Annotated in this window: 16 protein-coding genes; 9 read left to right on the top strand and 7 right to left on the bottom strand. The window is 68.1% G+C overall.

Annotated features, from left to right (window positions below):
- Nucleotides 1-6 precede the first annotated feature (6 nt).
- Genes recC through recD form a run of 3 tightly spaced genes read left to right on the top strand, consistent with a single transcriptional unit; the run spans nt 7 to nt 8,779 of the window.
- Nucleotides 7-3,441 (top strand): exodeoxyribonuclease V subunit gamma, encoded by a 3,435-nt coding sequence (recC, locus tag ABLE92_RS16730; RefSeq protein ID WP_348805870.1) that lies wholly within the window; start codon nt 7-9, stop codon nt 3,439-3,441.
- Nucleotides 3,438-6,872: a UvrD-helicase domain-containing protein gene (locus ABLE92_RS16725; RefSeq protein WP_348805869.1), complete on the top strand. Its 3,435-nt coding sequence runs from the start codon at nt 3,438-3,440 to the stop codon at nt 6,870-6,872. Before recC ends, ABLE92_RS16725 begins: the two co-directional genes overlap by 4 nt.
- Nucleotides 6,873-6,901: 29 nt before the next feature.
- Nucleotides 6,902-8,779: an exodeoxyribonuclease V subunit alpha gene (gene recD / locus ABLE92_RS16720; protein ID WP_348805868.1), complete on the top strand. Its 1,878-nt coding sequence runs from the start codon at nt 6,902-6,904 to the stop codon at nt 8,777-8,779.
- A gap of 314 nt (nt 8,780-9,093) precedes the next feature.
- Here the strand turns inward: recD and ABLE92_RS16715 are convergent, their stop codons facing one another.
- Nucleotides 9,094-9,846: a PIG-L family deacetylase gene (locus tag ABLE92_RS16715; RefSeq protein WP_348805867.1), complete on the bottom strand. Its 753-nt coding sequence runs from the start codon at nt 9,844-9,846 to the stop codon at nt 9,094-9,096.
- A gap of 189 nt (nt 9,847-10,035) precedes the next feature.
- Between ABLE92_RS16715 and htpG the strand changes: the two genes are divergently transcribed.
- Nucleotides 10,036-12,027, top strand: a complete 1,992-nt coding sequence (gene htpG / locus ABLE92_RS16710) for a molecular chaperone HtpG (protein WP_348805866.1) — start codon at nt 10,036-10,038, stop codon at nt 12,025-12,027.
- On the top strand, nt 12,024-13,082 hold the full coding sequence (locus ABLE92_RS16705) for a hypothetical protein (RefSeq protein ID WP_348805865.1): 1,059 nt from the start codon (nt 12,024-12,026) through the stop codon (nt 13,080-13,082). Before htpG ends, ABLE92_RS16705 begins: the two co-directional genes overlap by 4 nt.
- Before the next feature lie 23 nt (nt 13,083-13,105).
- Here ABLE92_RS16705 and ABLE92_RS16700 read toward each other — a convergent pair whose 3' ends face one another.
- Complete coding sequence (locus ABLE92_RS16700; RefSeq protein WP_348805864.1) at nt 13,106-13,627, bottom strand: hypothetical protein; 522 nt, start codon at nt 13,625-13,627, stop codon at nt 13,106-13,108.
- A gap of 122 nt (nt 13,628-13,749) precedes the next feature.
- On the opposite strand from ABLE92_RS16700, the gene ABLE92_RS16695 reads away from it, so the two are divergent.
- On the top strand, nt 13,750-14,229 hold the full coding sequence (locus tag ABLE92_RS16695; RefSeq protein ID WP_348805863.1) for a nitroreductase family deazaflavin-dependent oxidoreductase: 480 nt from the start codon (nt 13,750-13,752) through the stop codon (nt 14,227-14,229).
- A gap of 46 nt (nt 14,230-14,275) precedes the next feature.
- On the opposite strand, the gene ABLE92_RS16690 is transcribed toward ABLE92_RS16695, so the two are convergent.
- Nucleotides 14,276-15,103 (bottom strand): crotonase/enoyl-CoA hydratase family protein, encoded by an 828-nt coding sequence (locus tag ABLE92_RS16690; protein WP_348805862.1) that lies wholly within the window; start codon nt 15,101-15,103, stop codon nt 14,276-14,278.
- 159 nt (nt 15,104-15,262) lie between these two features.
- Between ABLE92_RS16690 and ABLE92_RS16685 the strand changes: the two genes are divergently transcribed.
- Both ABLE92_RS16685 and ABLE92_RS16680 read left to right on the top strand, forming a co-directional pair.
- Entirely contained in the window at nt 15,263-16,216 is a 954-nt protein-coding gene (locus ABLE92_RS16685) for a helix-turn-helix domain-containing protein (protein ID WP_348805861.1), read from the top strand.
- Nucleotides 16,213-16,803, top strand: coding sequence for a dihydrofolate reductase family protein (locus ABLE92_RS16680; RefSeq protein WP_348805860.1), 591 nt, complete (start codon nt 16,213-16,215; stop codon nt 16,801-16,803). Before ABLE92_RS16685 ends, ABLE92_RS16680 begins: the two co-directional genes overlap by 4 nt.
- Here the strand turns inward: ABLE92_RS16680 and ABLE92_RS16675 are convergent.
- Nucleotides 16,790-17,842: an NAD(P)H-dependent amine dehydrogenase family protein gene (locus ABLE92_RS16675; protein ID WP_348805951.1), complete on the bottom strand. Its 1,053-nt coding sequence runs from the start codon at nt 17,840-17,842 to the stop codon at nt 16,790-16,792. The two genes, ABLE92_RS16680 and ABLE92_RS16675, sit on opposite strands and share 14 nt — an antisense overlap.
- A 167-nt stretch (nt 17,843-18,009) precedes the next feature.
- Here ABLE92_RS16675 and ABLE92_RS16670 point away from each other — a divergent pair, with 167 nt between their 5' ends.
- Nucleotides 18,010-18,744: a glucose 1-dehydrogenase gene (locus ABLE92_RS16670; protein WP_348805859.1), complete on the top strand. Its 735-nt coding sequence runs from the start codon at nt 18,010-18,012 to the stop codon at nt 18,742-18,744.
- A gap of 44 nt (nt 18,745-18,788) precedes the next feature.
- Here ABLE92_RS16670 and upp read toward each other — a convergent pair whose 3' ends face one another.
- The 3 genes from upp to ABLE92_RS16655 are packed head-to-tail and all read right to left on the bottom strand — an operon-like array spanning nt 18,789 to nt 21,960.
- Nucleotides 18,789-19,418: a uracil phosphoribosyltransferase gene (gene upp / locus ABLE92_RS16665; protein ID WP_348805858.1), complete on the bottom strand. Its 630-nt coding sequence runs from the start codon at nt 19,416-19,418 to the stop codon at nt 18,789-18,791.
- A 41-nt stretch (nt 19,419-19,459) separates the two neighbouring features.
- Nucleotides 19,460-20,704: a URC4/urg3 family protein gene (locus tag ABLE92_RS16660; protein WP_348805857.1), complete on the bottom strand. Its 1,245-nt coding sequence runs from the start codon at nt 20,702-20,704 to the stop codon at nt 19,460-19,462.
- Nucleotides 20,701-21,960, bottom strand: a complete 1,260-nt coding sequence (locus ABLE92_RS16655) for a GTP cyclohydrolase II (RefSeq protein WP_348805856.1) — start codon at nt 21,958-21,960, stop codon at nt 20,701-20,703. The genes ABLE92_RS16660 and ABLE92_RS16655 overlap by 4 nt, the downstream gene beginning before the upstream one ends.
- Nucleotides 21,961-22,070: the final 110 nt, after the last annotated feature.

The following is a 22,070-nucleotide window of genomic DNA, read 5'->3' as shown; positions in this document are numbered from 1 at the left end:
TCCTCGATGCTGACCCTGCACCGCGCCGAACGCACCGATGTCCTCGCCGATGCGCTGGGGCAGGTGCTGACCACCCCGCTGGCCGACCCCATGCGCACCGAGGTGGTGGCGGTCCCGGCGCGTGGCGTGGAGCGGTGGCTGTCGCAACGACTGGCGACGCGACTGGGCGTCTCCGGAGCCGACGGAATCAGTGCCGACCGAATCGCTGCCGACGGGATCGCCGCCAACATCGACTTCTCCTCACCGGCTGCCCTCACCGACCTCGTCATCGAGCAGGTGACGACGTCGGGAGCGGAGTCCACCGCCACCGGCCTCTGGCAGCCGGGCTCGCTGGTGTGGCCGGTTCTCGACGTCCTCGACGATCTGATCACCGATCCGGCGCTGCGTGTCCTCGCGCGCCACGTCGGCCTGGGACCCGACGCCCGGGCCGACGACCCGCGGGTGGGTCGCCGGTATGCGACGGCCCGTCACATCGCCGACCTCTTCGAGCGGTACGCGCGTCACCGTCCGGGAATGCTCACCGGCTGGGCGTCGGGTGACGACACCGACGGCTCGGGACAGCGGTTGCCCGACGACATGACCTGGCAACCCCGGTTCTGGCGTGAGGTGCGCTCACGGATCGGTGCCGCCCATCCGGTCGAAGCGCTCGACGCGGTGTGCGAGCACCTGGCTGCCGACGCGACCACGACCGACCTGCCCGAACGGCTGTCGGTGTTCGGGCCGACCCGGGTGACCGAATCCTTCCGGCGGGTCGCCGCGGCCCTCGCGGTCCACCGCGACGTCCATCTGTTCATCCCGCATCCCGGACCCGCGCTGTGGGAGGCGATCGCGTCGCAACCGGCACCAACCGACCGGCGCCGCGCCTCCTGGACGCCGCCCACACTGCGAAATCCCCTGCTGGCCGGTCTGTCCCGCGATGTGCAGGAACTGCAACTGCGCATCATGGGTGACCTCGACGCCGACATCCACCATGCGCCTGCCGAGCCGACGGCCTCGCCCACCTCGGTCCTGGCGGCGGTACAGGAGGGCATTCGCGACGACACCGACCCGCGTGACCGGTCGGGCGCCCTGGCCCCGGACACCTCCGTCGAGGTGCATGCCTGCCACGGGCCCGAACGCCAGGTGGAGGCGCTGCGTGACCGGCTCCTGCACCTGTTCGACGCCGACGCCTCCCTGCAGCCGCGCGACGTCATCATCATGTGTCCCGACGTCGAGACCTTCGCGCCGCTGATCCGCGGCGTCTTCGGCCAGCCCGGGCTCGACCACCCCGCATCCGCGCTCCGCGTCCGGCTGGCCGACCGCGGACTGCGCCACGTCAATCCGATCCTCGACGTCGTCGCCCGTGTCGTGGAACTGGCCGCCGGCCGGGTGAGCGCCGGCGACGTCGCCGACCTGCTCGCCCTCGAGCCGGTGTCCCAACGGTTCGAGATGACCGACGACGACCTGGAATGGGTACGGGAATGGTTGTCGCGCACGGGTATCCGATGGGGGATCGACGACACCCAGCGCGCCCGATTCGGGTTGGCCGGATTGGCGCAGGGCACCTTCGACGTGGGTCTGGACCGCATCGCCCTGGGCGTGGTCGCCGGTGCGGGTGAGGGCCTGTGGTTGGGAACCGCGCTCCCGATGGAGGGACTGGAGAGTACCCAGATCGATCTCGTCGGACGGCTCGCCGAATTCGTCGACCGGCTCGGGGATCTGCTCGCCCGCATGGCCGAAAGCGCGCCGGCCGCCACGTGGGCGGCGGCGCTCCTCGACATCGTCGCCACCCTCACGGCAACCGCCCCCGGCGAGGAGTGGCAGACGGCGGCAGCAACCCGGGCGCTCACCGAATCCCTGGGTGACGGTGCCGATCCGGAATCCGACACCTCGTCGCGGGTGCTGCGGCTGTCGGATGTGCGGGATCTCGTGGCGACGATGATCGCGGGACGGCCGACGCGCGCGAACTTCCGTACCGGTGAGTTGACGGTGTGCACCCTGGTACCGATGCGGTCGGTGCCTCATCAGGTCGTCGTGCTGCTCGGCATCGACACCGATGCGTTTCCGCGCGCATTGCGGATCGACGGCGACGACGTCCTCGGCCGGGTGCCGATGCTCGGTGAACGGCAACCCCGCGACGAGGATCGGCAACTGTTTCTCGACGCCGTCAACGCCGCTCAAGAACACCTTCTCGTCTTCTACACCGGGGCCGACCCGGTGCGCGGTACTCGGGTACCGCCGGCGGTGGTGGTCAGCGAACTCACCGAGGTCGTCGCGGCATTGACCGGCACCGAACCCGACGCGGTGATCTGCCGGCACCCGCTGCACGGTTTCGACGCCCGCAACTTCACGCCCGGTGCGTTCGACGGCGTCGACGGACCATTCGGCTATGACACCGCCCTGCTCGCCGGGGCGCGGGCGGTCGGCGGTGACCATCACGCCCCCGCACGGGTCGCCGACATCACCATGCCCGCCGACTCGGAATCGGTGTCCGCCGACATCGAACTCGGTTCGCTCACCGCCTTTTTCGGGAATCCGATCGAGGGGTTCATCCGGCAGCGTCTCGGTGCCCGGCTGCCGGACGACGACGCCGAGGACTCCGACCGGCTCGACGTGGCCGTCGCCGGCCTCGACGAATGGGCCATCGGCGACCGACTGCTACGTCAGACACTCGCGGGCGTGGACCTGCGCACCGCCCAGATGGCCGAGATGCGCCGGGGGAGTCTGCCGCCCATCGAGTTCGGGCGCCGCGAACTGATCCGCATCTCGCAGCAGGTGGGCAACGTGCATCGGGTGGCGGCCGGGCTGCGCACCGGGTCGGGCGGCACCCGCGATGTGGTGCTCGACCTGCCTGACGGCGGCCGGCTGCACGGCAGTGTGCCGGATGTCCACGGCGAGAACATCATCGAGGCGACCTACTCCAAGATCCGGGCGAAGCAACGCCTCGCCGCATGGATACGGCTGCTCGCGACGACGTCAGCGCAGCAGCAGCAGTCCGCGCCGAGTGGCGAGAGAATCCGCACGGCGGTCGTCATCGGACGTGCCGACCGCAAGTCATCCCACGTGACGGAGGTGAACCTGCGGGTCCCCGACGATCCGACCGCGGTACTCGCCGACCTGATCGCGATCTATCGCCTCGGATTGTGCGTGCCGTTGCCCGTCCCGCTCGATCCCGGTCTGGCATACGCCGAGAAGTGTGTGCGGGGCAGCTCGGCGGAGATCGCGCGCCGCGCGGCGGAAGCGAAGTTCGACTATCGCTTCGGCGCGCAGGCCGATCCGTACATCCGACTCGCCTACGGTGACGACGTCACCACCGCGGTGGGATTCGACGCGCTCACCGAGGTGCCCATTCCCGACGATCGGCGGTGGTCGGCGATCGGTCTGGTACCCGGCGAGCCGATGTTCGGCGCGCTGGCCACCCGGATCTGGGAACCACTGCTGGCCCACGAGGTGATCCGATGACATCGCACCCCGAGGAATTCCCGGACACGGCAATGGCCGAGGCCGGGACGCGGGCCCCGCTCGCCTTCGACATCGTCGAGGGCGTCGGCGGTAAGACCACGGTCGTGGAGGCCAGCGCCGGCACCGGCAAGACCTACGCGATCGTCGACATCGCGGCCCGTCACATCGCCGAGGGGGTGGCCATCGACGAACTGCTCCTCGTCACGTTCAGTCGTTCGGCGACAGCGGAATTGCGGGAGCGGATGCGCAGCCGATTGTGGCGCGTCGCCGAGGCGATGAGTCCGGCGGCCACCACCGACACCGAGGCCGACCCCGGCACCGACCCGCTGCTGCGGATGCTGCTGACCGGCGATCCGGCCGACGTCGCGTCCCGCCGTGACCGACTCACCCGGGCACTGTCGGATTTCGACGCCTCCACCATCGCCACGACGCACACCTTCTGCAATCGCATGCTCGAGGCCCTCGGATTCCTCGGTGAGCGGGAACTGATCTACGAGATCGTCGAGGACGTCGACGATCTCGTCGATGACGCCGCCCGCGATCTGTACTTTCAGGGGTTCGTCCGCGACGCGGACGAACCGGTCTTCGGCCTCGACGACGCCATCGTCATCGCGAAGGACGCCGTCCGCAATCCCGGTGTGGCACTGGCACCGTCGGATCCGGTGGGGGAGAACGCCGACGCCGATGACCGCATCGCGGCCCGCCGGGTCCGCTTCTGCAACCGGGTCCGCGACATCGTCGACGAACGCAAACGGGTTGCGCGGGTGCGCACCTACGACGACCTCCAGATGATCCTGTATTCCATCGTCACCGACACCCATGTCGGCGACGACGCATGCGCTCGCATCCGCGACGCATTCGGTCTGGTCCTCGTCGACGAGTTCCAGGACACCGACCCCTTCCAATGGGAGATCCTGCGGCGCTGCTTCCACGGACACAAGCCGCTGGTGCTGGTCGGGGACCCCAAACAGTCGATCTACGCCTTTCGCGGTGCCGAGGTGCTCAGCTACCTCGATGCGGTCGCGGTGGCCGACGAGCGTCGCGCCCTCGAGAACAACTGGCGTACCGACGGTGACCTCGTCACCGCGCTGTACCGGGTGTACGGCGGTGCCAACCTGGGCAGTTCGCAGATCACCGTGTATCCGGTGGAATCGGCACATCCGGGCAGTCGCCTGCGCGGGCCGGGGGCGACCCCGCTGCGGGTGCGCTGGTTCGACGTCGACGACTTCCCGGTGCGCGGCCGCGGCGGATTCGCACCGGTGGGCGCGATTCGCGATGCCGTGATCGCCGATGTCGCAGCCGACATCACCCGACTGCTCTCGTCGGGTACCGAACTCACCGTCGACGGGCACACCCGGCCGGTGCATCCGGGTGACATCGCGATCCTGGTGGTGGCCAACAAGACGATCGAGCCGCTGCAGCGCGCGTTGGCCGATCACGGCGTCGGATCGGTGGTCGGCACCGGGACCAGCGTCTTCTCCACGATGAGCGCGCGGCACTGGTTGTGGCTGATCCGGGCGATCGAGTCGCCGTCGCGGACCGACCGGGTGGCGCTGGCCACGATGACCCCGTTGATCGGCTGGACACCCGAAGAACTCGCCGACGCGAGCGACGACGCACTGACCGAGTTGGCGGCCCAATTGTCGGACCTGGCAAAGGTATTCGACATCGGTGGCTTCGCCGCACTGGTGCAGCGGGTGCTCGGTGACCGGCGAGTGGCGGCCAGGGTGCTCGCCACCGCCGACGGTGAGCGTGCGTTGACCGACCTGATGCAGGTGGCCACGGTCTGCAACCGGCATGTGGTGGAGAACGATTGCGGTCTGTCGTCGGTGCAGGAATGGCTGGCCGATCGTATCGAGGATGTGTCGCGGTGGCGGCGATCCGACGAGCAGACGCGGCGCCTGGACCGGGACACCCACGTTGTGCAGATCATGACGGTGCATGCCAGCAAGGGACTCGCGTTCCCGATCGTGTACGTCCCGTTCGGCTGGGATGGCGCGCGGGTACCGTCTCCGAAGACGTTCCGCTTCCACGACGAGAACCAGACGCGGTTTCTCGACGTCGGTGGACCCGACACCACCGGACGGTCGCAACGTTTGCGCCGCAGCATCTCCGAGGAGTCGGGGGAGGATCTGCGGAAACTGTATGTCGCGCTCACCCGGGCCGCGTCGCAGGTCGTGATGTGGTGGGCACCGTCGCAGGGGACATCGCATTCGGCATTGCATCGCCTCGTATTCGGCCGTGCACCGGGATATCTCGCTCCGGGCACCGACATCCCGGAGACGGTCCCCGTGCCCGAACCGGCGGAATGCGCGGCCCGGCTGACCCAGCTGGGTGCCGGCACCTCGGCGATCAGCGTCGAACGCGCGGTCGGCGCGGACCCGGGTCGCTGGGAGTCGGGCACCGACGGTACCGAACCGGCGGAACTGTCGGCGGCGATCTTCGGCGGGAAGATCGACACCTCCTGGCAGCGCACCTCGTATTCGGCCATCATCGCCGGCGCCGCGCACGGTCCGGCCGCCGAAACCCCGGATGCCGGAAGCGAACCCGAGGCCGAGGTCATCGTTGACGAGCCGACGGATCCCGGTGGCGTCGCCGACGCCATCGATACCGGGACCGGCGGGGCGGCAGACGACGCCGGTATGTCCCTGATGAACGGCATGCCCTTCGGTGCGGCGTTCGGGACGCTCGTGCACGAAGTCCTCGAATACGTCGACACCGCGGCGCCGGATCGCCACGCCCATGTGCGCGATCTCTGCGCCCGGTCGGCGGCGCGATACGCACTGTCGGTGGACGCCGAATCGCTGACCACCGCCCTCGAGGCGGTGCTGACGACGCCGCTCGGTTTCGGAGACCTGTGGAGTGTCCCGCCGCGCGATCGGCTGGCCGAACTCGACTTCGAGCTTCCGCTGGGCGACGCCGACGGGGCGGCGGCACTCTCCGAGATCGCCGCGTTGATGGCACGGATGTTGCCCGACGACGACCTGCTGCGTGACTATGCCGGCATTCTCGGGGCACTGCCCGCCAGAACGCTCCGCGGCTTCCTCACCGGAAGCATCGATTCGGTGCTCCGAACACCGCAGGGGCGCTTCGTGATCGTCGACTACAAGACCAACCGGCTACGTCCCGGCGACCTGCACGCAACCGATTTCTCGGCTCCGGCGATGGCCGGCGAGATGATCCGTTCTCACTACCCGCTGCAGGCCTTGCTGTATTCGGTTGCGCTGCACCGGTATCTGCGATGGCGACTGCCGGGATACGATCCGGCCGAGCATCTGGGTCCGGTCCAGTATCACTTCGTGCGCGGCATGATCGGACCCGACACCCCGTCGGGGTGTGGGGTCTTCGAGTGGAACGTCCCCACCGAACTGATCACCTCGCTGTCGGATCTGTTGTCGGGGTCGGGGCTCGCCACGCGAGGCGCACGGTGAGCCGGGGTCCGGGCGAGGGGAGTGGAGTCGTGACGACATCCCTGGGGCCACAACGGGTTCTGGCCGCCGAGGGAATCCTCGGGCGTGCCAACGTCGCCGGATTCCTCGACGCCGCGGACGTGCACGTGGTGTCCCGCCTCGTCGACCTGTGCGGCGAATCGGTCTCCGAGGTCGCGCAACTCGCGGCCGCCTTCGCGGTCCGCGCGGTCCGTCAGGGTTCGACGTGTCTGGCGCTGGCCGACCTCGACCCGGTCGGCAGCAATCCGGCCGACATCGACGACGAGGATGCCTCGGCCGACCCGATGACACTCCCCACGGTCGACGAGATGGTGGACGCACTGCGCACCTGCCCGCTGATCGTGGGATCGGAGTCGGGACCCCTGCGTCCGCTGGTGCTGGTCGACTCCGATGACGGCCCGTTGCTGTATCTCAGTCGCTACTTCGAGCAGGAGGAGATCATTCGCACCGCGCTCGCCGAGCGTGCCGACGACGGTCCCGCGGTGGCGATCGCAGACATCGTGGCCGCCGTCGACGACGCGTTCGCCACGAGCCCGACCGCCTCACCCCGGCAACGACTCGCCGCCGCGATCGCGGCATCACGATGGACCTCGGTCCTGACCGGCGGTCCCGGCACGGGCAAGACCTATACGGTCGCGCGGATCCTCGCCGTTCTCGATCGGCTCGGCGGTTCACGCCTGCAGATCGCGGTATGCGCTCCCACCGGCCGGGCGGTCGCCCAATTGCAGGCGTCGCTGGACGGCATGCGGGGGGATGACACCACCGCGGACCCGGCGGTCCATGCGGTCACCGTCCACGGGCTGTTGGGGTGGCGACCGGGTTCGGTTCCGAGGTACGGACGTACCAACCGGCTACCGCACGACGTGGTCGTCGTCGACGAGACCTCGATGCTGTCGGTCACCGCGATGAGTCACCTGTTGGAGGCGGTACGGCCGACCGCCCGTCTCATCCTCGTCGGCGACCCGCACCAGCTCGCGTCGGTGGAGGCCGGAGCCGTCCTCGCCGACCTCGTGGAACGCGAACCCTCCGGGGTGCCCATCGACGCCGCGCTCGCGGATCTGGTGGCCACCGCAGGTCTGGCCGATGCCGAACTTCCCAGACTGGCCGACGGAATCGTCGCCCTCACCGACAACTTCCGCAACCGCGGCGGCATCGCCGCGGTGGCCGCGGCGGTCAATGTCGGCGACGCCGACCACGTCCTCGAACTGGTCGCCGACGATGCCATCGACGACGTCGTCCTCGTCGAACCCGAGGATCCGGGAATCCGCGCCGCGGTCGTCGCCTGGGGGCGGGCGCTGCGGTCGGCCGCGACGAGCGGTGACGCGTCGGCCGCACTCGACGCCCTCGACACCCATCGCGTGCTGTGCGCGCACCGGGAGGGTCAGTGGGGAGTGGAGGGATGGACCCGACGGATCGTCGAGTGGCTCGCGGAAGCCGCCGGACACGGCCATCTGATGGCGGACCGAACCCGCCCGATTCCCGGCGTGCCGATTCTGGTCACCGCCAACGACCGGCAGAACAAGGTGTTCAACGGGGACTGCGGGGTGATGATCCACCGCGCGGAGGGTGACGCCGTCGCCTTCCGGCGCAGCGAGTTCAGCGAGCCGGTGACGGTCGCGCCGCATCGGCTGGCCGAGACGATGTGGGCGTACGCGATGACGATTCACCGCAGTCAGGGCAGCCAGTTCGGCGCCGTGACCGTGGTGTTGCCACCCGCCGACTCCCCGCTGCTCACCCGAGAGTTGTTGTACACGGCCATCACTCGAGCACAGTCGACGGTACGGATCGTGGGAACACCCGAGATGCTGCGGGCGGCCGTCGACCGGCGGGTGCACCGCGCCAGCGGCCTGCGTTCGGCCATCCGCCCCATGATCGACCCCGAACCGTGAGCGGCCCCGAACCGTGAGCGGCCCCGAACCGACGCCGACCACCGAGCCCGAAACCTGAGCTCCCACGTCGTCGACAGCGCTCTCCGGCTCGTTGACAGCGCTCTGGTCCACGTTGACAGCGCTCGCCCACCCGTTGACAGCGCTCGCCCCCGGTGGTCGAGCCCGACGAGGCGCTAGCCGAGGAGGTGTCGAGGCCTCCGACGCCTGGGCTGGAAAGCGTGTCGGAGAACGTCGCCACGACATGGGCGCTGTCAACGCAGCACCGAGCGCTGTCAACGCGGAGCCGGGCGCCGTCAGGGGTCCTCCAGAGGGCCCTACAGATCGATGCCACCACGCACGAGATCGCGCCGGATGTAGTTCTCGATACCGAGCAAGGGGTCCCGCTTCTCCGGGGGCAGATTCATGAGATGGGAGATCATGTAGCTGCGCTCGACCTCGGAGCGGTGTGCACGAATGGCCGCCGCCTTGCGATCCACCCACTTCGACACGTCGAGTTCGAGGTCGATCATCCCGGGCTGGGTACCGGGCAGCGCGTACTTCGACATGGTCGGGAACAAGTCGTCGGCGACGGCCTCGACCATCCAGATGGGGACGGTCGCCAGATACAGCGATTTCACCCGCCACGGCGGTCCGGTGCTGCGGTGCAGCATGGGTACCGCGGCGGCGTCGGCCGCGGCGCAGGCGAGCCGGTTGGCATGCACGTGATCGCGGTGCCCGTAGATCCCCGCGGCGTCGTAGGTGATGACGATGTCCGGCTTGAGGCGCCGGATGTGCCGGACGAGTTCTTTGACCTGGCGGTCGAACCTGCCGTCGCAGAATCGCTCACGCCCCGGTGCGGACTCGGGCACACCGTCATCGGCGTAGCCCATCATGATCGGTTCGGAGGTCACACCCAGTTCCTGCAATGCCTGACACAACTCGGCGTGCCGTGAGGTCCCGGGCGCCCAGGTGGTGGTCACCACCGATATCTCGCCACCGAGGTCGACGTGACGGGCGATTGTGCCACCGGTCCACAGGGACTCGTCGTCGGGGTGGGCATGAACGCACATCACGCGGGGGAGCGTCATCGGCGGCGCGGCCTCCCATGGGTTCTGGTGTCGGGGGGTTCTGGTCTCGGGGGTTCTGGTGTCGGGGTCGAGCGATGGTCGGGCGGTGGGCAATCCCTTGCCGGAATCGTCACACCCTGTTCAGGGTACTTGTTCCGGTGCTCGCTAAGATTCTTCGTTGTTCGATCAGCTGTCACGTGGAGGTCGTCGTTGAGTACTGAATCCGAAGTCCGGGAATTCCAGGCCGAGACCCGGCAACTGCTGGACCTGATGGTCCATTCGATCTATTCGAACAAGGACAGCTTCCTGCGCGAGCTGATCTCCAACGCGTCCGATGCGTTGGACAAGCTGCGCCTGGAGTCCTTGCTGAACAAGGATCTCGACGTCGACACGTCGGATCTGCACATCACCCTCGACGCGCAGGGCGGCGGCGATGACGCCGACGGTGCGCCCCGCACGCTGACCGTGCGCGACAACGGCATCGGCATGTCGCGCGAGGAGGTCATCGAACTCATCGGCACCGTCGCCAAGTCGGGCACCGCCGAACTGCGCAAGAAGCTCGCCGAGGCGGGCAAGGCCGGCGACGCGGCCACCACCGAGGAACTCATCGGTCAGTTCGGTATCGGCTTCTACTCGACGTTCATGGTGGCCGACTCCGTCGTCCTGGTCACCCGCAAGGCGGGCGAAGAGACCGGAACGCGCTGGGAATCCACCGGCGACGGCACCTACACCATCGGTGACGTCGACGACGCGCCCCAGGGCAGTGCGGTCACCCTGACGCTCAAGCCCGTCGACACCGAGAATCACCTGCACGACTACACCGACCCGGCGACGCTGCGTTCGCTGGTGAAGAAGTACTCCGACTTCATCGGCTGGCCGATCCGGATGGACGTGGAGAAGACCACCACGACACCGGCCGCCGAGGAGGGTGGCGAACCGACGACGGTCACCACCGTCGAGGCCGAGACCATCAACTCGATGAAGGCCCTGTGGGCACGCTCGCGTGACGAGGTGTCCGACGAGGAGTACGAGGAGTTCTACCGGCACGTCTCCCACGGCTGGGACAAGCCGTTGGAGATCATCACCCTCAAGGCCGAGGGCACCTTCGAATACCAAGCGCTGCTGTTCATTCCGACTCAGGCGCCATTCGACCTGTTCATGCGGGAACGCAACGTGGGCATCCAGCTCTACGTCAAGCGGGTGTTCATCATGGACGACTGCGACGAACTGATGCCGGAATACCTGCGGTTCGTCAAGGGTGTCGTCGACGCGGCGGACCTGTCGCTCAACGTCTCTCGCGAGATCCTGCAGCAGGACCGTCAGATCCGAGCCATCCGGCGCCGCCTCACGAAGAAGATCATCTCCACCGTCAGCGAGATGCGGGCCGCGCGCGCCGAGGACTACCAGACCTTCTGGACCACCTTCGGACGCGTCTTCAAGGAAGGTCTGGTCAACGATTTCGACAATCGCGACGCCATCCTGAAGGCCTCGGTCTTCGCCTCCACCCACAGCGACGACGACCTGACCTCGCTGGCCGACTACGTCGGACGGATGCCGGAGAACCAGAAGTCGATCTACTACATGACGGGCGAATCGCGTCAGCAGATCGAGAGCTCACCACACCTGGAGGCGTTCCGTGCCAAGGGAATCGAGGTGCTCGTCCTCGACGACCCGGTGGACGAGATGTGGGTCGGATCGGGCCTGGAATTCGAGGGCAAGAGTTTCCAGTCGGTCGCCAAGGGTGCGGTGGATCTCGACGCCATCGACGGCGAGTCGGAATCCGACGACGCCGCAGACGAGACCAAGTCCGCCGAGTTCGCGCCGCTGCTCACGTGGCTGGGTGAGGCGCTGTCCGACGACATCACCGAGGCGCGGCTGTCCAAGCGCCTCACCGAATCCGCCGCCTGCCTGGTGGGTGACGACTTCTCGATGTCGCCGCAGCTGGAGAAGCTCTACCGCGCCTCCGGCCAGGAGGTCCCCAAGACCAAGCGCGCTCTGGAACTCAACGCCGATCACCCGCTGGTGACCGGTTTGAACACCGCATTCGGGGCGTCGGAGGATCATTCGGCGCTCATCCCGACCGCACGCCTGGTCTACGGCATGGCGCTGATCGCCGAGGGCGGCGAACTCGACGACCCTGCGGCGTTCGCGCGGCTCCTGGCCACCCAGCTGACCGACTCCCTCGCGACACCGCAGGGGTGAGTCTGCCGCCGACCACCCCGCGCGCATCCCGGTGGCGATGGATCGCCGGGGGTGCCGCGGTGGTGGCGGCGGCCGTCCTGCTCGTGGCGGTGCTCATCGTGCGGGTGCCGACCACGGCCCCGGAGCAGCCGACCACACCGGAGGAGACGGTGCGGGCCTTCCTCGATGCACTCGCCCGCACCGACGGCGCCACGGCCCGACGGCTCATCGTGACGGGGCCGGCTGCGGGGCCGTCAACGACATTCCTCACCGACGACGCGCTGGCCCGCCAGCAGGAGGCGGCCCCGATCGGTGACGTGCGCATCACCGGCACCGGCACCACCGGCACCAGTGAGGCCACTGACACCACCGCCGAATCGCCCGCACCGACCGGCGACCGTGCGGTCGTCGGTGCGGCGTTCCGCATCGGTGATCATGCGGTGAGCACCACCTACACGCTCACCAGGAACCAGGGACGGTGGTTGCTAGCCGATGGGGTTCGGTCGGTCTCGATCGCCGCGAGCCCCATCCCCGGGCTCACCCTGTTCGGCATCCCGGTGGCCGGTCACGCAAGCGCGTACGTGTTCCCGGGGCGCCTCGTGTGGGGCAGTGCCGATCCGTATCTGGCGGTGGCGGCCCCCGACGGTACCGCCACCGACGCCGCCGACGTGCCCGGCGGCTCCGCGGCAATACCGACCCCGGATCTCGTCGCCGCGCTGAGCGAGTCGGGACGGCGCGCCGTCGATGCCGCCCTCACCCGCCATCTCGACGGCTGTGCGTCGTCACGCCAGGCCGACGCGTCGACGGACCGGCCCGGCTGCGTTCAGCGGCTCTTCCGGGATGCCCGGCCAGGCTCCGTGCAGTGGACGGCACCCGACGACCTCGACGACCTCGTCGTCGACGTCGACCAGGCGGACCCGACCCGGGTGTCAGTCTTCGGCAGCGTCACCTGGCATGTGGGCTACACGCCGACCTACGGTGACCGACCGGTCCGGACCACGGTGGAGCAGCCGACGGAGGGCACCGTGGACATGACCGGCACCCCGACGCCCACCTATACACCGTCGGACGGGTGACGGTTCGGATGCCATGATCTCGATCAGGACGCCTCGTCGAGTGGTCGGTCGTCTGCGATCGCGCGATGGTGCGCCTCGAGTCCGACCACGTTGATGTCGTTGGCGCGGAACATCGGCTGCAGTCGAACACCGTGGCGTGCAGCGCATTCGGTGAGCAGGATCGCCCATCCTCGGTCGCGGGGCGTGATGCCGTCCGCGCCCGGGCGACTCAGCAGGCACGCCATCGACATCCCGATGGTGTTCTGCAGCGTCTCGCCGAACCGGAGCATGAGCAGATCGATCAACTCGGGGTCCGGCATGGTCGGCAGTGGAAGCTTGTTGATGGCCTTGATCAGGCGGCTGTCACGCTCGACGAACAGCAGCCACAACATCGGTTCACCGAATCCCAGCGGTCCCATGAGTGCGCGCCAGCGTTGCCTCAGATCGTCGGCGTCATGGAACGGCAGGTCGGCGGTGTCGATCGGTGGGATCGGGTCGGCGTCGGGCAACGCGTCCGGCGGTGTGGCGGTCGTCGGATCGGGGATGGGTGAGGTGTTGTGTGTCATGGTCTGATCGTGCGCCCGATCTCGGGTCGAGCGGCCGGCACGATCCACACCTGTGGATGCCGACGTTGACACCGGCGGCACAGTTCGGCCATGATGTCCGGCCACCATGACAGACTCGGGTGATGGGCATACTCACCCCCGTGGCGGTCAGGATCGGGTCGATCCCGTGGATGCCGCGGTATCTCCCGCAGATCGTCAAGTGCGACAACGCTCTTCGAAAGGTCACCGGCGAACGCTACGGCCTGCTCGACATCGCCGGACTGCCCAACACCACGGTCGTGGTCGCGGGCCGCCGCAGCGGTGTCGAACGCCAGACCCGGCTGCTGGCGGTACCTCGCCCGGGCGGCTCGTGGCTGATCGCGGGTTCCTACTTCGGCGGTCCGACGACGCCGCAGTGGGTGTACAACCTGCGTGCGACCGACACCGCCGCGATCCTCGACCGGGGAACGGCGGTGCCGGTGCGGGTGCGCGAGTTGCACGACCAGGCGCGTGCGGATGCCTGGCAGGATCTGCGCGCGGTCTGGCCCAACTTCGACCTGTACGAGGTACGCACCGATCGGCTGATCCCGGTGTTCGAACTGACACCGATCGAACCCGGGTGACCGCCCGGAGCGTCTTCTGAGGGGCTCCGGTTCCGAGGGCTCCGGCTCAGGACCCGCTGAAGTTCGGCTTGCGCTTCTCGAACACGGCGGTGATTGCCTCGGTGAGGTCGTTGCTCGGCAGGAACGCGGCGTTCCACGCGGCGACGAACCGCAGGCTGTCGGCCTGATCGGCGATGCGGCCGTGATCGAGGACCTCCTTGATGCCCGAGACGACCAGCGGCGGGTTGTCGGCGATCTCGCGGGCCGTCGCGCGGGCGGCGTCGAGGGCCTCGTCGGGGGTCGGGTAGACGTCGTTGACGAGCCCGATCTTCTCGGCGCGGGCGGCGTCGATGTCCTTGCCGGTCAACGCCAACTCGCGCAGGTGGCCGTCGCCGATGATCCCGGGGAGGCGGGCCAGGCTGCCGACGTCGGCCACCATCGCCACCCGGACCTCGCGCACGCTGAACTTCGCCTCGGCGCTCGCATACCGGATGTCGGCGGCCGAGATGAGGTCGACTCCGCCACCGATGCACCATCCGGAGATGGCGCAGATGACCGGTTTACGACAGTCCGCGACGGCGGTGATCGCCGCCTGCATCCGGGTGATGACTCCGTGGAAATCGGTGCGGGCCTTGGCCTTCGCGCCGTCGGCGAGGGCGGGTCCGAGGTCGCCGGCCATGGCCGCGAGGTCCAGGCCGTAGGAGAAATGCTTGCCCGCCCCGCGCAGGATCACCGCGCGGACGGCGTCGTCGGCGTCGAGGCCGGCGAACAACTCGGGCAGTTCCTGCCAGAAATCCGGTCCCATCGCGTTGCCCTTGCCCGGACCGATCAGGGTGACTTCGGCGATGTGGTCGTTGACGGAGACCTCGAAGGCCTTCCAAATGTCCTCACTCATGGCTAGGAGGTTACTCGGTGGTCACTTGAGGCCTGTCGGAACCGCCGTAGCACGTCTCGACCGCGTGGAGGGCGTCACGTCGAGGAGGCAAGAACGGTCAAGCACATCCGTGCCGACGCCGCGGATACTTGCTCTCATGACGACGATGCGCGGTCGACGATGACGGGCCCGGGTCACGACCGCATCCGGCAGTTGCTCGATGCAGTACTCGACGACGACAACGACACCCTGGCAACGATGGCCGAGCGGGCACATTCGTCGGCGTTTCACTTCGGCCGGCAGGTGAGCAGGTATTCCGGTGAGGCACCCCTGGCCATGCGTCGGCGGGTGATGCTCGAACGCGCCGCGTGGTATCTGCAACGCGGGTCCCGGGTCACCGACGTGGCCTTCGATTCCGGGTACGAATCGGTGGAGGGATTCAGCCGCGCGTTCGCCCGTGCCTTCGGTCATCCACCGAGCACCGCACCGGCGCGGCGTGATCGGGGGCACTGGCTCCCCGCACCCAACGGTATCCATTTCCACTCGCCGACGGTGCTCTACGTCGCCGCCGGGCGCGGGACCGACCAGTACGACGAGGCCGCATCCGGCGACATCCTGGCGATGATGATCCGTCACGACATCGACGACACCACCGCACTGCTGTCGGCCTCGGCGGTGCTCGACGACGCGGACTATCGTCGAATCATCTTCCCCGGCAACAAGATTCTTCAATGGCAGGGCGACGACGACTCGATCGCCCACGTGCTCACCCATCTGGTGACCGACAAACGTCCATGGCTGGCGTGCATCGAGGGTGGCCGGGCACCCGAGGCGGTCTCCGACGACCTCGCCGGACTCACCGCACTGCATCACGAGGTATCCGCGGAGTGGATCGCGTTGACGCGTGACATCGACCAGCGCGGCGCGTGGTCGGACCGCGTCATCGACGCCCTGTGTGAGCCACCGGAATCCTTCGTACTGTCCCAGATCGTCGCCCACGTGCTGACCTTCGCCGCCCATCGTCGGCAACTCGTGCGCATGATGCTGCGCGACGCCGGCGTCGACGTCACCACGCCGTCCCTCGACCCCGACCCGATCATGTGGCACCGCAACCGATCCGGAGGATTCCGATGACCGCTTTCCGCTACTTCACGGCCACCACCCTCGACGGCTTCCTGGCCGATGACGACGACAATCTCGACTGGCTGCTGAGCCAACCCATCGACGAGTCCGGACCCATGAATCACACCGACTTCATCGCCGACGTCGGCGCACTGGTCATGGGTGCCACCACGTATCGGTGGCTCCTCGATCACGAGGTGACCGCCGGCAGGCCGTGGCCGTACTCGGTGCCGACCTTCCTGTTCACTCACCGTGACGACGCTGCCGTGTCGCAGACGATCCGCGTGGTCTCCGGTGATCCGAGGGATCTGCGCGCCCAGATCGTCTCCGCCGCAGGCGATCGGGACGTGTGGGTGGTCGGCGGGGGAGATCTCGCCGCGCAGTTCGCCGACGCGGGCATGCTCGACGAGATCCTGGTGTCGATAGCGCCGGTCACCTTGGGCAGCGGTCGACCGTTGTTCACCGCGGCCTACGATCTCACTCTGACGTCGGTCGAGCGCAACTCCGCATTCGTCTGCGCCCGTTACGATGTCGTGGGTCCGCGGCGCGCCGGTGTGGGCCCGGGGGATGTCGGCTCGGGGGCCCTCAGCCCGGGGTGAGTGCCGGTCCGGAGATCAGCGGCAGGTCGAGTGTGGTCCGCAGCCCGGCGGGCCCGGCGACGACCGCGGGGATCGCGTTGACCACCCGGCCGACGCCGGCGACGATCGCGGCGTGATTGTGATCGCCCTTGCGGCTGGTCGGGCAGATGTCGACGCGATACGACGGCTCGCCGGTGATCTCGACGCGGTAGCAGCCCCCATCCTGGGCCGGCTGCGCCCAATCCGGACGCAGATCCCCACGCAGTCGCGTGACATGCTCGACGACGATCGCCGGGCGTCCGTCGACCATGCCGATGATCTCGAAACGCACCGCCGCGCGGGTCCCCTTGGGCACCGTTCCGGCGGCGATCTCGAATTCCTCTGGGGCGGGCTCACTCTCGTGCCGTTCGACGATCTCGTCGACGACGACTCCGGACGCGGCGGCGAGTTCATGAATGGTGGTGCCCCACGCCAGCGAGAGCACACCGGGCAGGAACAACATCGGGGTCTCGTCGAGGGGCTTGGCGAATCCCATCACGTCGAACATCACCTCGGCACCGTCGTAGGTGGCGTAGTCCGCGATCTCCATACAGCGGATCTGCTCGATCCGCTGACACGTCCCGGCGAACGCGAGGGGGATGAGGTCACTGGCGAACCCGGGATCGACGCCGGAGATGAACACACTCGCGTCGTGTTCGGTGGCGACCGCCACGATCTTGTCGATGGCCTTGTCCGGCATGGCGCCCCACGGATACTGCAGGGTCACCGGCGCGGTGCCGACGACGTCGATGCGCGCGGCGAGGATGCGCAGCACGTCGTCGAACGCCTCGATCGGCCGGGTGTCACCCATGGCGGTGTACACGATGCAGTCGGGCTTCGCGGCGATCAGTGTGTCGAGATCGCCGACGGCGGAGACGCCGGTGACGGTGCTCGACCCGGCGAGGGCACCGGCGTCGCGGCCGATCTTGTCCGGGGTGTGCACGCAGGCCCCCACCAGCTCGAATCGCGGGTCGTCGATCAGCTGGGTGAGGGCGAGTCGGCCGGCGTTGCCGGTGCCCATCACGCCCACGCGGATCGCTGCTGCTTGTTCGGTCACTCTGCCATCGCTCTCGTCGTGGTGAACATCTGTCCGTGGTGAACATCTGTCCGGACTCCTGTCCATATCAGTAGACCACGTTCAGTAGAACGTGTTCTCATTTTCGCGTTTCGCCTGTATGGTTGCTCGCCATGGGACGTGTGGACGGCAAGGTCGCAATCATCACCGGCGGTGCCCGAGGTATGGGCGCCGAGCATGCACGGGCGCTGGTCGCCGAGGGTGGCACGGTCGTCATCGGCGACATTCTCGACGATGAGGGCAAGGCGCTCGCCGAGGACATCGGTGACGCCGCGCGCTACGTACACCTCGACGTGACGTCGCCGGAGGACTGGCAGGCGGCGGTGGCGACCGCGACCGACGACTTCGGCAAGGTCAACGTTCTGGTGAACAACGCCGGCATCGTGAACGGCTCGACGATCCAGAAGTTCCGCCTCGACAAGTGGAAACAGATCATCGACGTCAACCTCACCGGCACATTCCTGGGCATCCAGACGGTGGCCGATCCGATGATCGCCGCCGGCGGCGGGTCGATCATCAACGTGTCGTCGGTGGAGGGGCTACGCGGAAGTCCCTGGGCGCACGGCTATGTCGCGTCCAAATGGGGCGTGCGCGGACTCGCGAAGTCGGCCGCACTGGAATTGGCGCCGCACAACGTGCGCGTCAACTCCATCCATCCCGGTCTGATTCGCACACCGATGACCGAGGGCCTGCCCGAGGACATGGTGAAGGTGCCGATGGGACGGGCGGCCGACTCGTCGGAGGTCTCGACCTTCGTGGTGTTCCTGGCCAGCGACGAGTCGTCCTACGCCACCGGCGCCGAATTCGTCATGGACGGCGGACTGTCAGCGGACGTGCCGCACAAGTAGATCCGGCGCCGTTGCCTCGGTGTCGCACGTGCCATCACGCAACCTCACTCGGTGCCGTAGATCCGGTCGCCGGCATCGCCGATACCCGGCAGGATGTACCCGCGGTCGTCGAGTTCCCGGTCGATACCCGCGGTGAAGATCGGCACCTCGGGATGTGCACCCTGTAGCGTCGCGATGCCCTCCGGGCAGGTCAGCACGCACACGTAACGGATCGATCGGGGACGGTACTCCTTGAGCCGGTCCACGGCGGCCACGGCCGAATGTCCGGTCGCCAGAAGCGGATCCACCACCACGACGTCGCGTTCGTCGAGTTCCTTGGGCATCTTGAAGTAGTACTCGACCGGGATGTGGGTCTTCGGATCGCGATAGAGACCGATGTGTCCGATGCGCGCGCCGGGGACCACCGTCAGCATGCCGTCGGCCATCGAGGTGCCGCCGCGCAGGATCGCGGCGAACACCAGCTTCTTACCGTCGATCACCATACCGGTGGTGACCTCCATCGGCGTCTCGACCTTGACCTCCTGCATCGGGATGTCGGTGAGGACGTCGTAGGTCATCAGCGTGGAGATCTCGTCGAGGAGGCGCCGAAAGTCGTTGGTGGAGGTCTGTTTCTGGCGCATCAGGGTGAGTTTGTGTTGCACCAGTGGATGATCGATGACGTGCACGTCGTTCATGGAGGTCTCCTCACGCGAATCCGTTGATGTGAAGCCGTCGGTCAGAAGACCGTGCCGTCGCTGGCGATGTCCAACGGCGGCAATCCGTCTCGGAGTGTGCGGGCGGTTTCGCGTCCGGCCGCCCAGGTGCCACCCTCGAGGACACAGGCCAGCGGCAACTCGGCCGGTGTCATGCCGAGATGATCCGCGACCAGGGGGGCGACCTCGTCGAGCAGCGCGACGGTCAGCGCTCGCCACTCGACGATGAACTCGTCGTCGACATGCCACCGGGTGGTCAGGGCGTCGGCGGGTAGGGGAACGAGCACCCCGGTGTCGAGGAGCAGACCACCATTGCGGTATTCGGGCAGTGCGGTGAGCGCGCCCAGATCCCCGACGTCGATGCCGGCCCACTCGAACGGTTCCAGCAGTGAATAGGTCAGCCATTGCGACAGCTTGTGAAACGGCATCCACCCGGCGGTGCTGCCCGCACCATCGACCGCGCTGTGGTGCCAGCAATCGCCCAGAGCGACCTCGCCGATCCGGTTGTCCGACGGCCAGATCGGCGACAACGTGTCGAGCAGCAGCGACAAGATGTCGTGCGCGCCGACCGCGCCGCCCGCGGCGGTTAGATGATCGTAGAGGTCGCCCGGCCGCCGGGAGACGAAGACGTCGGGCCGGGCGTCGAGGGCGTCGGCGAGCCGATGCAGAACCGCCAGACGGCCGGCCAGTCCGACGAGCGGTGTGGCGGGACCGACGCCGAACGCGGCGGCGAGTGCGGCCTCGTCGATGGACCGCAGACCCGCGGCGTCCACCCGAAGCGGCACATCGGGATCCGAGGAGAATAGGCCGCCGATGAAGGCATGCACACTGGCCACCGCGAGGCCCTCGGATCGATGCACCCGCTGCCCGGTGCCGGGTTCGTCGAAGTACCACTGTGCGCCGGCGCCGGCGTCGAGCAGAACGCTGACGACGGCGAGGTCGATCTGGGTGCGGGCCCGTTCGGCGGCGCCGACCTCACCGAGTCGGATGTCGAGGTCGGCGACCCGATCGACCCCGCCGACCTCGAAATGTCGCCATCGGCTGTGATACGGGATCGCGAGGTCGGGGTAGCGGGTGCGGGTGACCTCGGCGACCAGCGTCACGACGTCGCCGATGTGGTCGTCGTCGATACGGAACCACGACGAGCGGCCGGAGCGTGACCGATCCAGCAATGCCGTTGCGCGACGGCGGATCTCCGCGGTCGACCGTAGCGTCGCGACGGCGTTCGCGGTGTCGGCCGAACCGTCGACCCGGGTGCCGGCGGTCATCCGGAGAGTCCCCGGCCCTTGACCTGACGCAGATCGTCGGTGGTCGGCACCGCGCCGCTGGTGAAGTAGCCGGCCGCCATCTTGGCGTCGATCTCGACGCGGGCGTCGGCCGGGATCAGTTCCATCGGGATGTCGACGCGCTCACCGACACTGATCCCGGAACCGGTGATCGCGTCGTACTTCATGTTGCTCATCGACACCAGGCGGTCGATCTTGGTGATACCCAGCCAATGCAGCACGTCGGGCATGAGTTCCTGGAATCGCATGTCCTGCACGCCGGCGACGCATTCGGTGCGCGCGAAGTACTGGTCGGCGGTGTCGCCGCCCTCCTGACGTTTGCGGGCGTTGTAGACGAGGAATTTGGTGACCTCGCCGAGTGCTCGGCCCTCCTTGCGCGAATAGGCGACCAGGCCCACGCCGCCACGCTGCACCCCCTGGATGCATTCCTCGATCGCGTGGGTGAGGTAGGGACGGCAGGTGCAGATGTCGGACCCGAACACGTCCGAGCCGTTGCATTCGTCGTGGACCCGGGCGGTGAGCTCGGTACCCGGATCCGACAGCTTCGTCGGGTCACCGAAGATGTAGACCGTCTGGCCGCCGATCGGTGGCAGAAACACCTCCAGATCCGAACGCGTCACCAACTCCGGGTACATGCCGCCGGTCTCCTCGAACAACACCCGCCGCAATTCGGTCTCGGTGCAGCCGAACCGCTCGGCCACGCCCGGCAGCCACCACACCGGTTCGACGGCCGCCTTGGTCACCAGGGCGGCACCGGTCGGCAACAGCACCTCGCCGTCGGGATGCAACCGCCCCGACGCGATGGCCTCGGCGATCTCCGGGAGGATGACGTGCGCCTTGGTGATGGCGATGGTGGGTCGGATGTCGTAACCCCGGGCCAGCAACTCCGGGAACGACTCCGCGATCGTCGCGCCCCACGGATCGATGCTGACGATCGACTTCGGATCCGACCACTGCGGATGAGGTCCGACGATGTCGGTGGGTGAGGTGTTGGTGAGATCGGCGCGGTGCTCGCGCGACAACGCACCGGCGGCGACGGCCAGCGCGCGGTACACGCTGTAGGAGCCGCTGTGGGTTCCCACGACGTTGCGGTGTGCGCGATCGGTGGTGGTCGCGATGACCGGCCCGCGCGCCTCGGCGGTCGGCGCGCCCCAGGTGATCGACGGTGCCGCGGATCCGCCGCTGTGGGAGGTCAGGCGGATGTGGCCGGGGGGCCGCCCGCTCGCTGTGGTCGCCATTGCCCATCCTCTCCGCGTCGTCCCGGTCCTTCACCGGAAACGATCGACGTTCTGGTGGATCCCGCTGTGGTGGATCCGTCGATACCGGTCTCACCGGTGTCGAGGAAACC

Origin of the sequence: Gordonia oleivorans (assembly GCF_040044975.1) — a bacterium.
GTDB lineage: Bacteria > Actinomycetota > Actinomycetes > Mycobacteriales > Mycobacteriaceae > Gordonia > Gordonia oleivorans.
The sequence above is the reverse complement of the archived record's forward strand: the minus strand, read 5'-3'. Positions and strand labels throughout refer to the sequence as shown.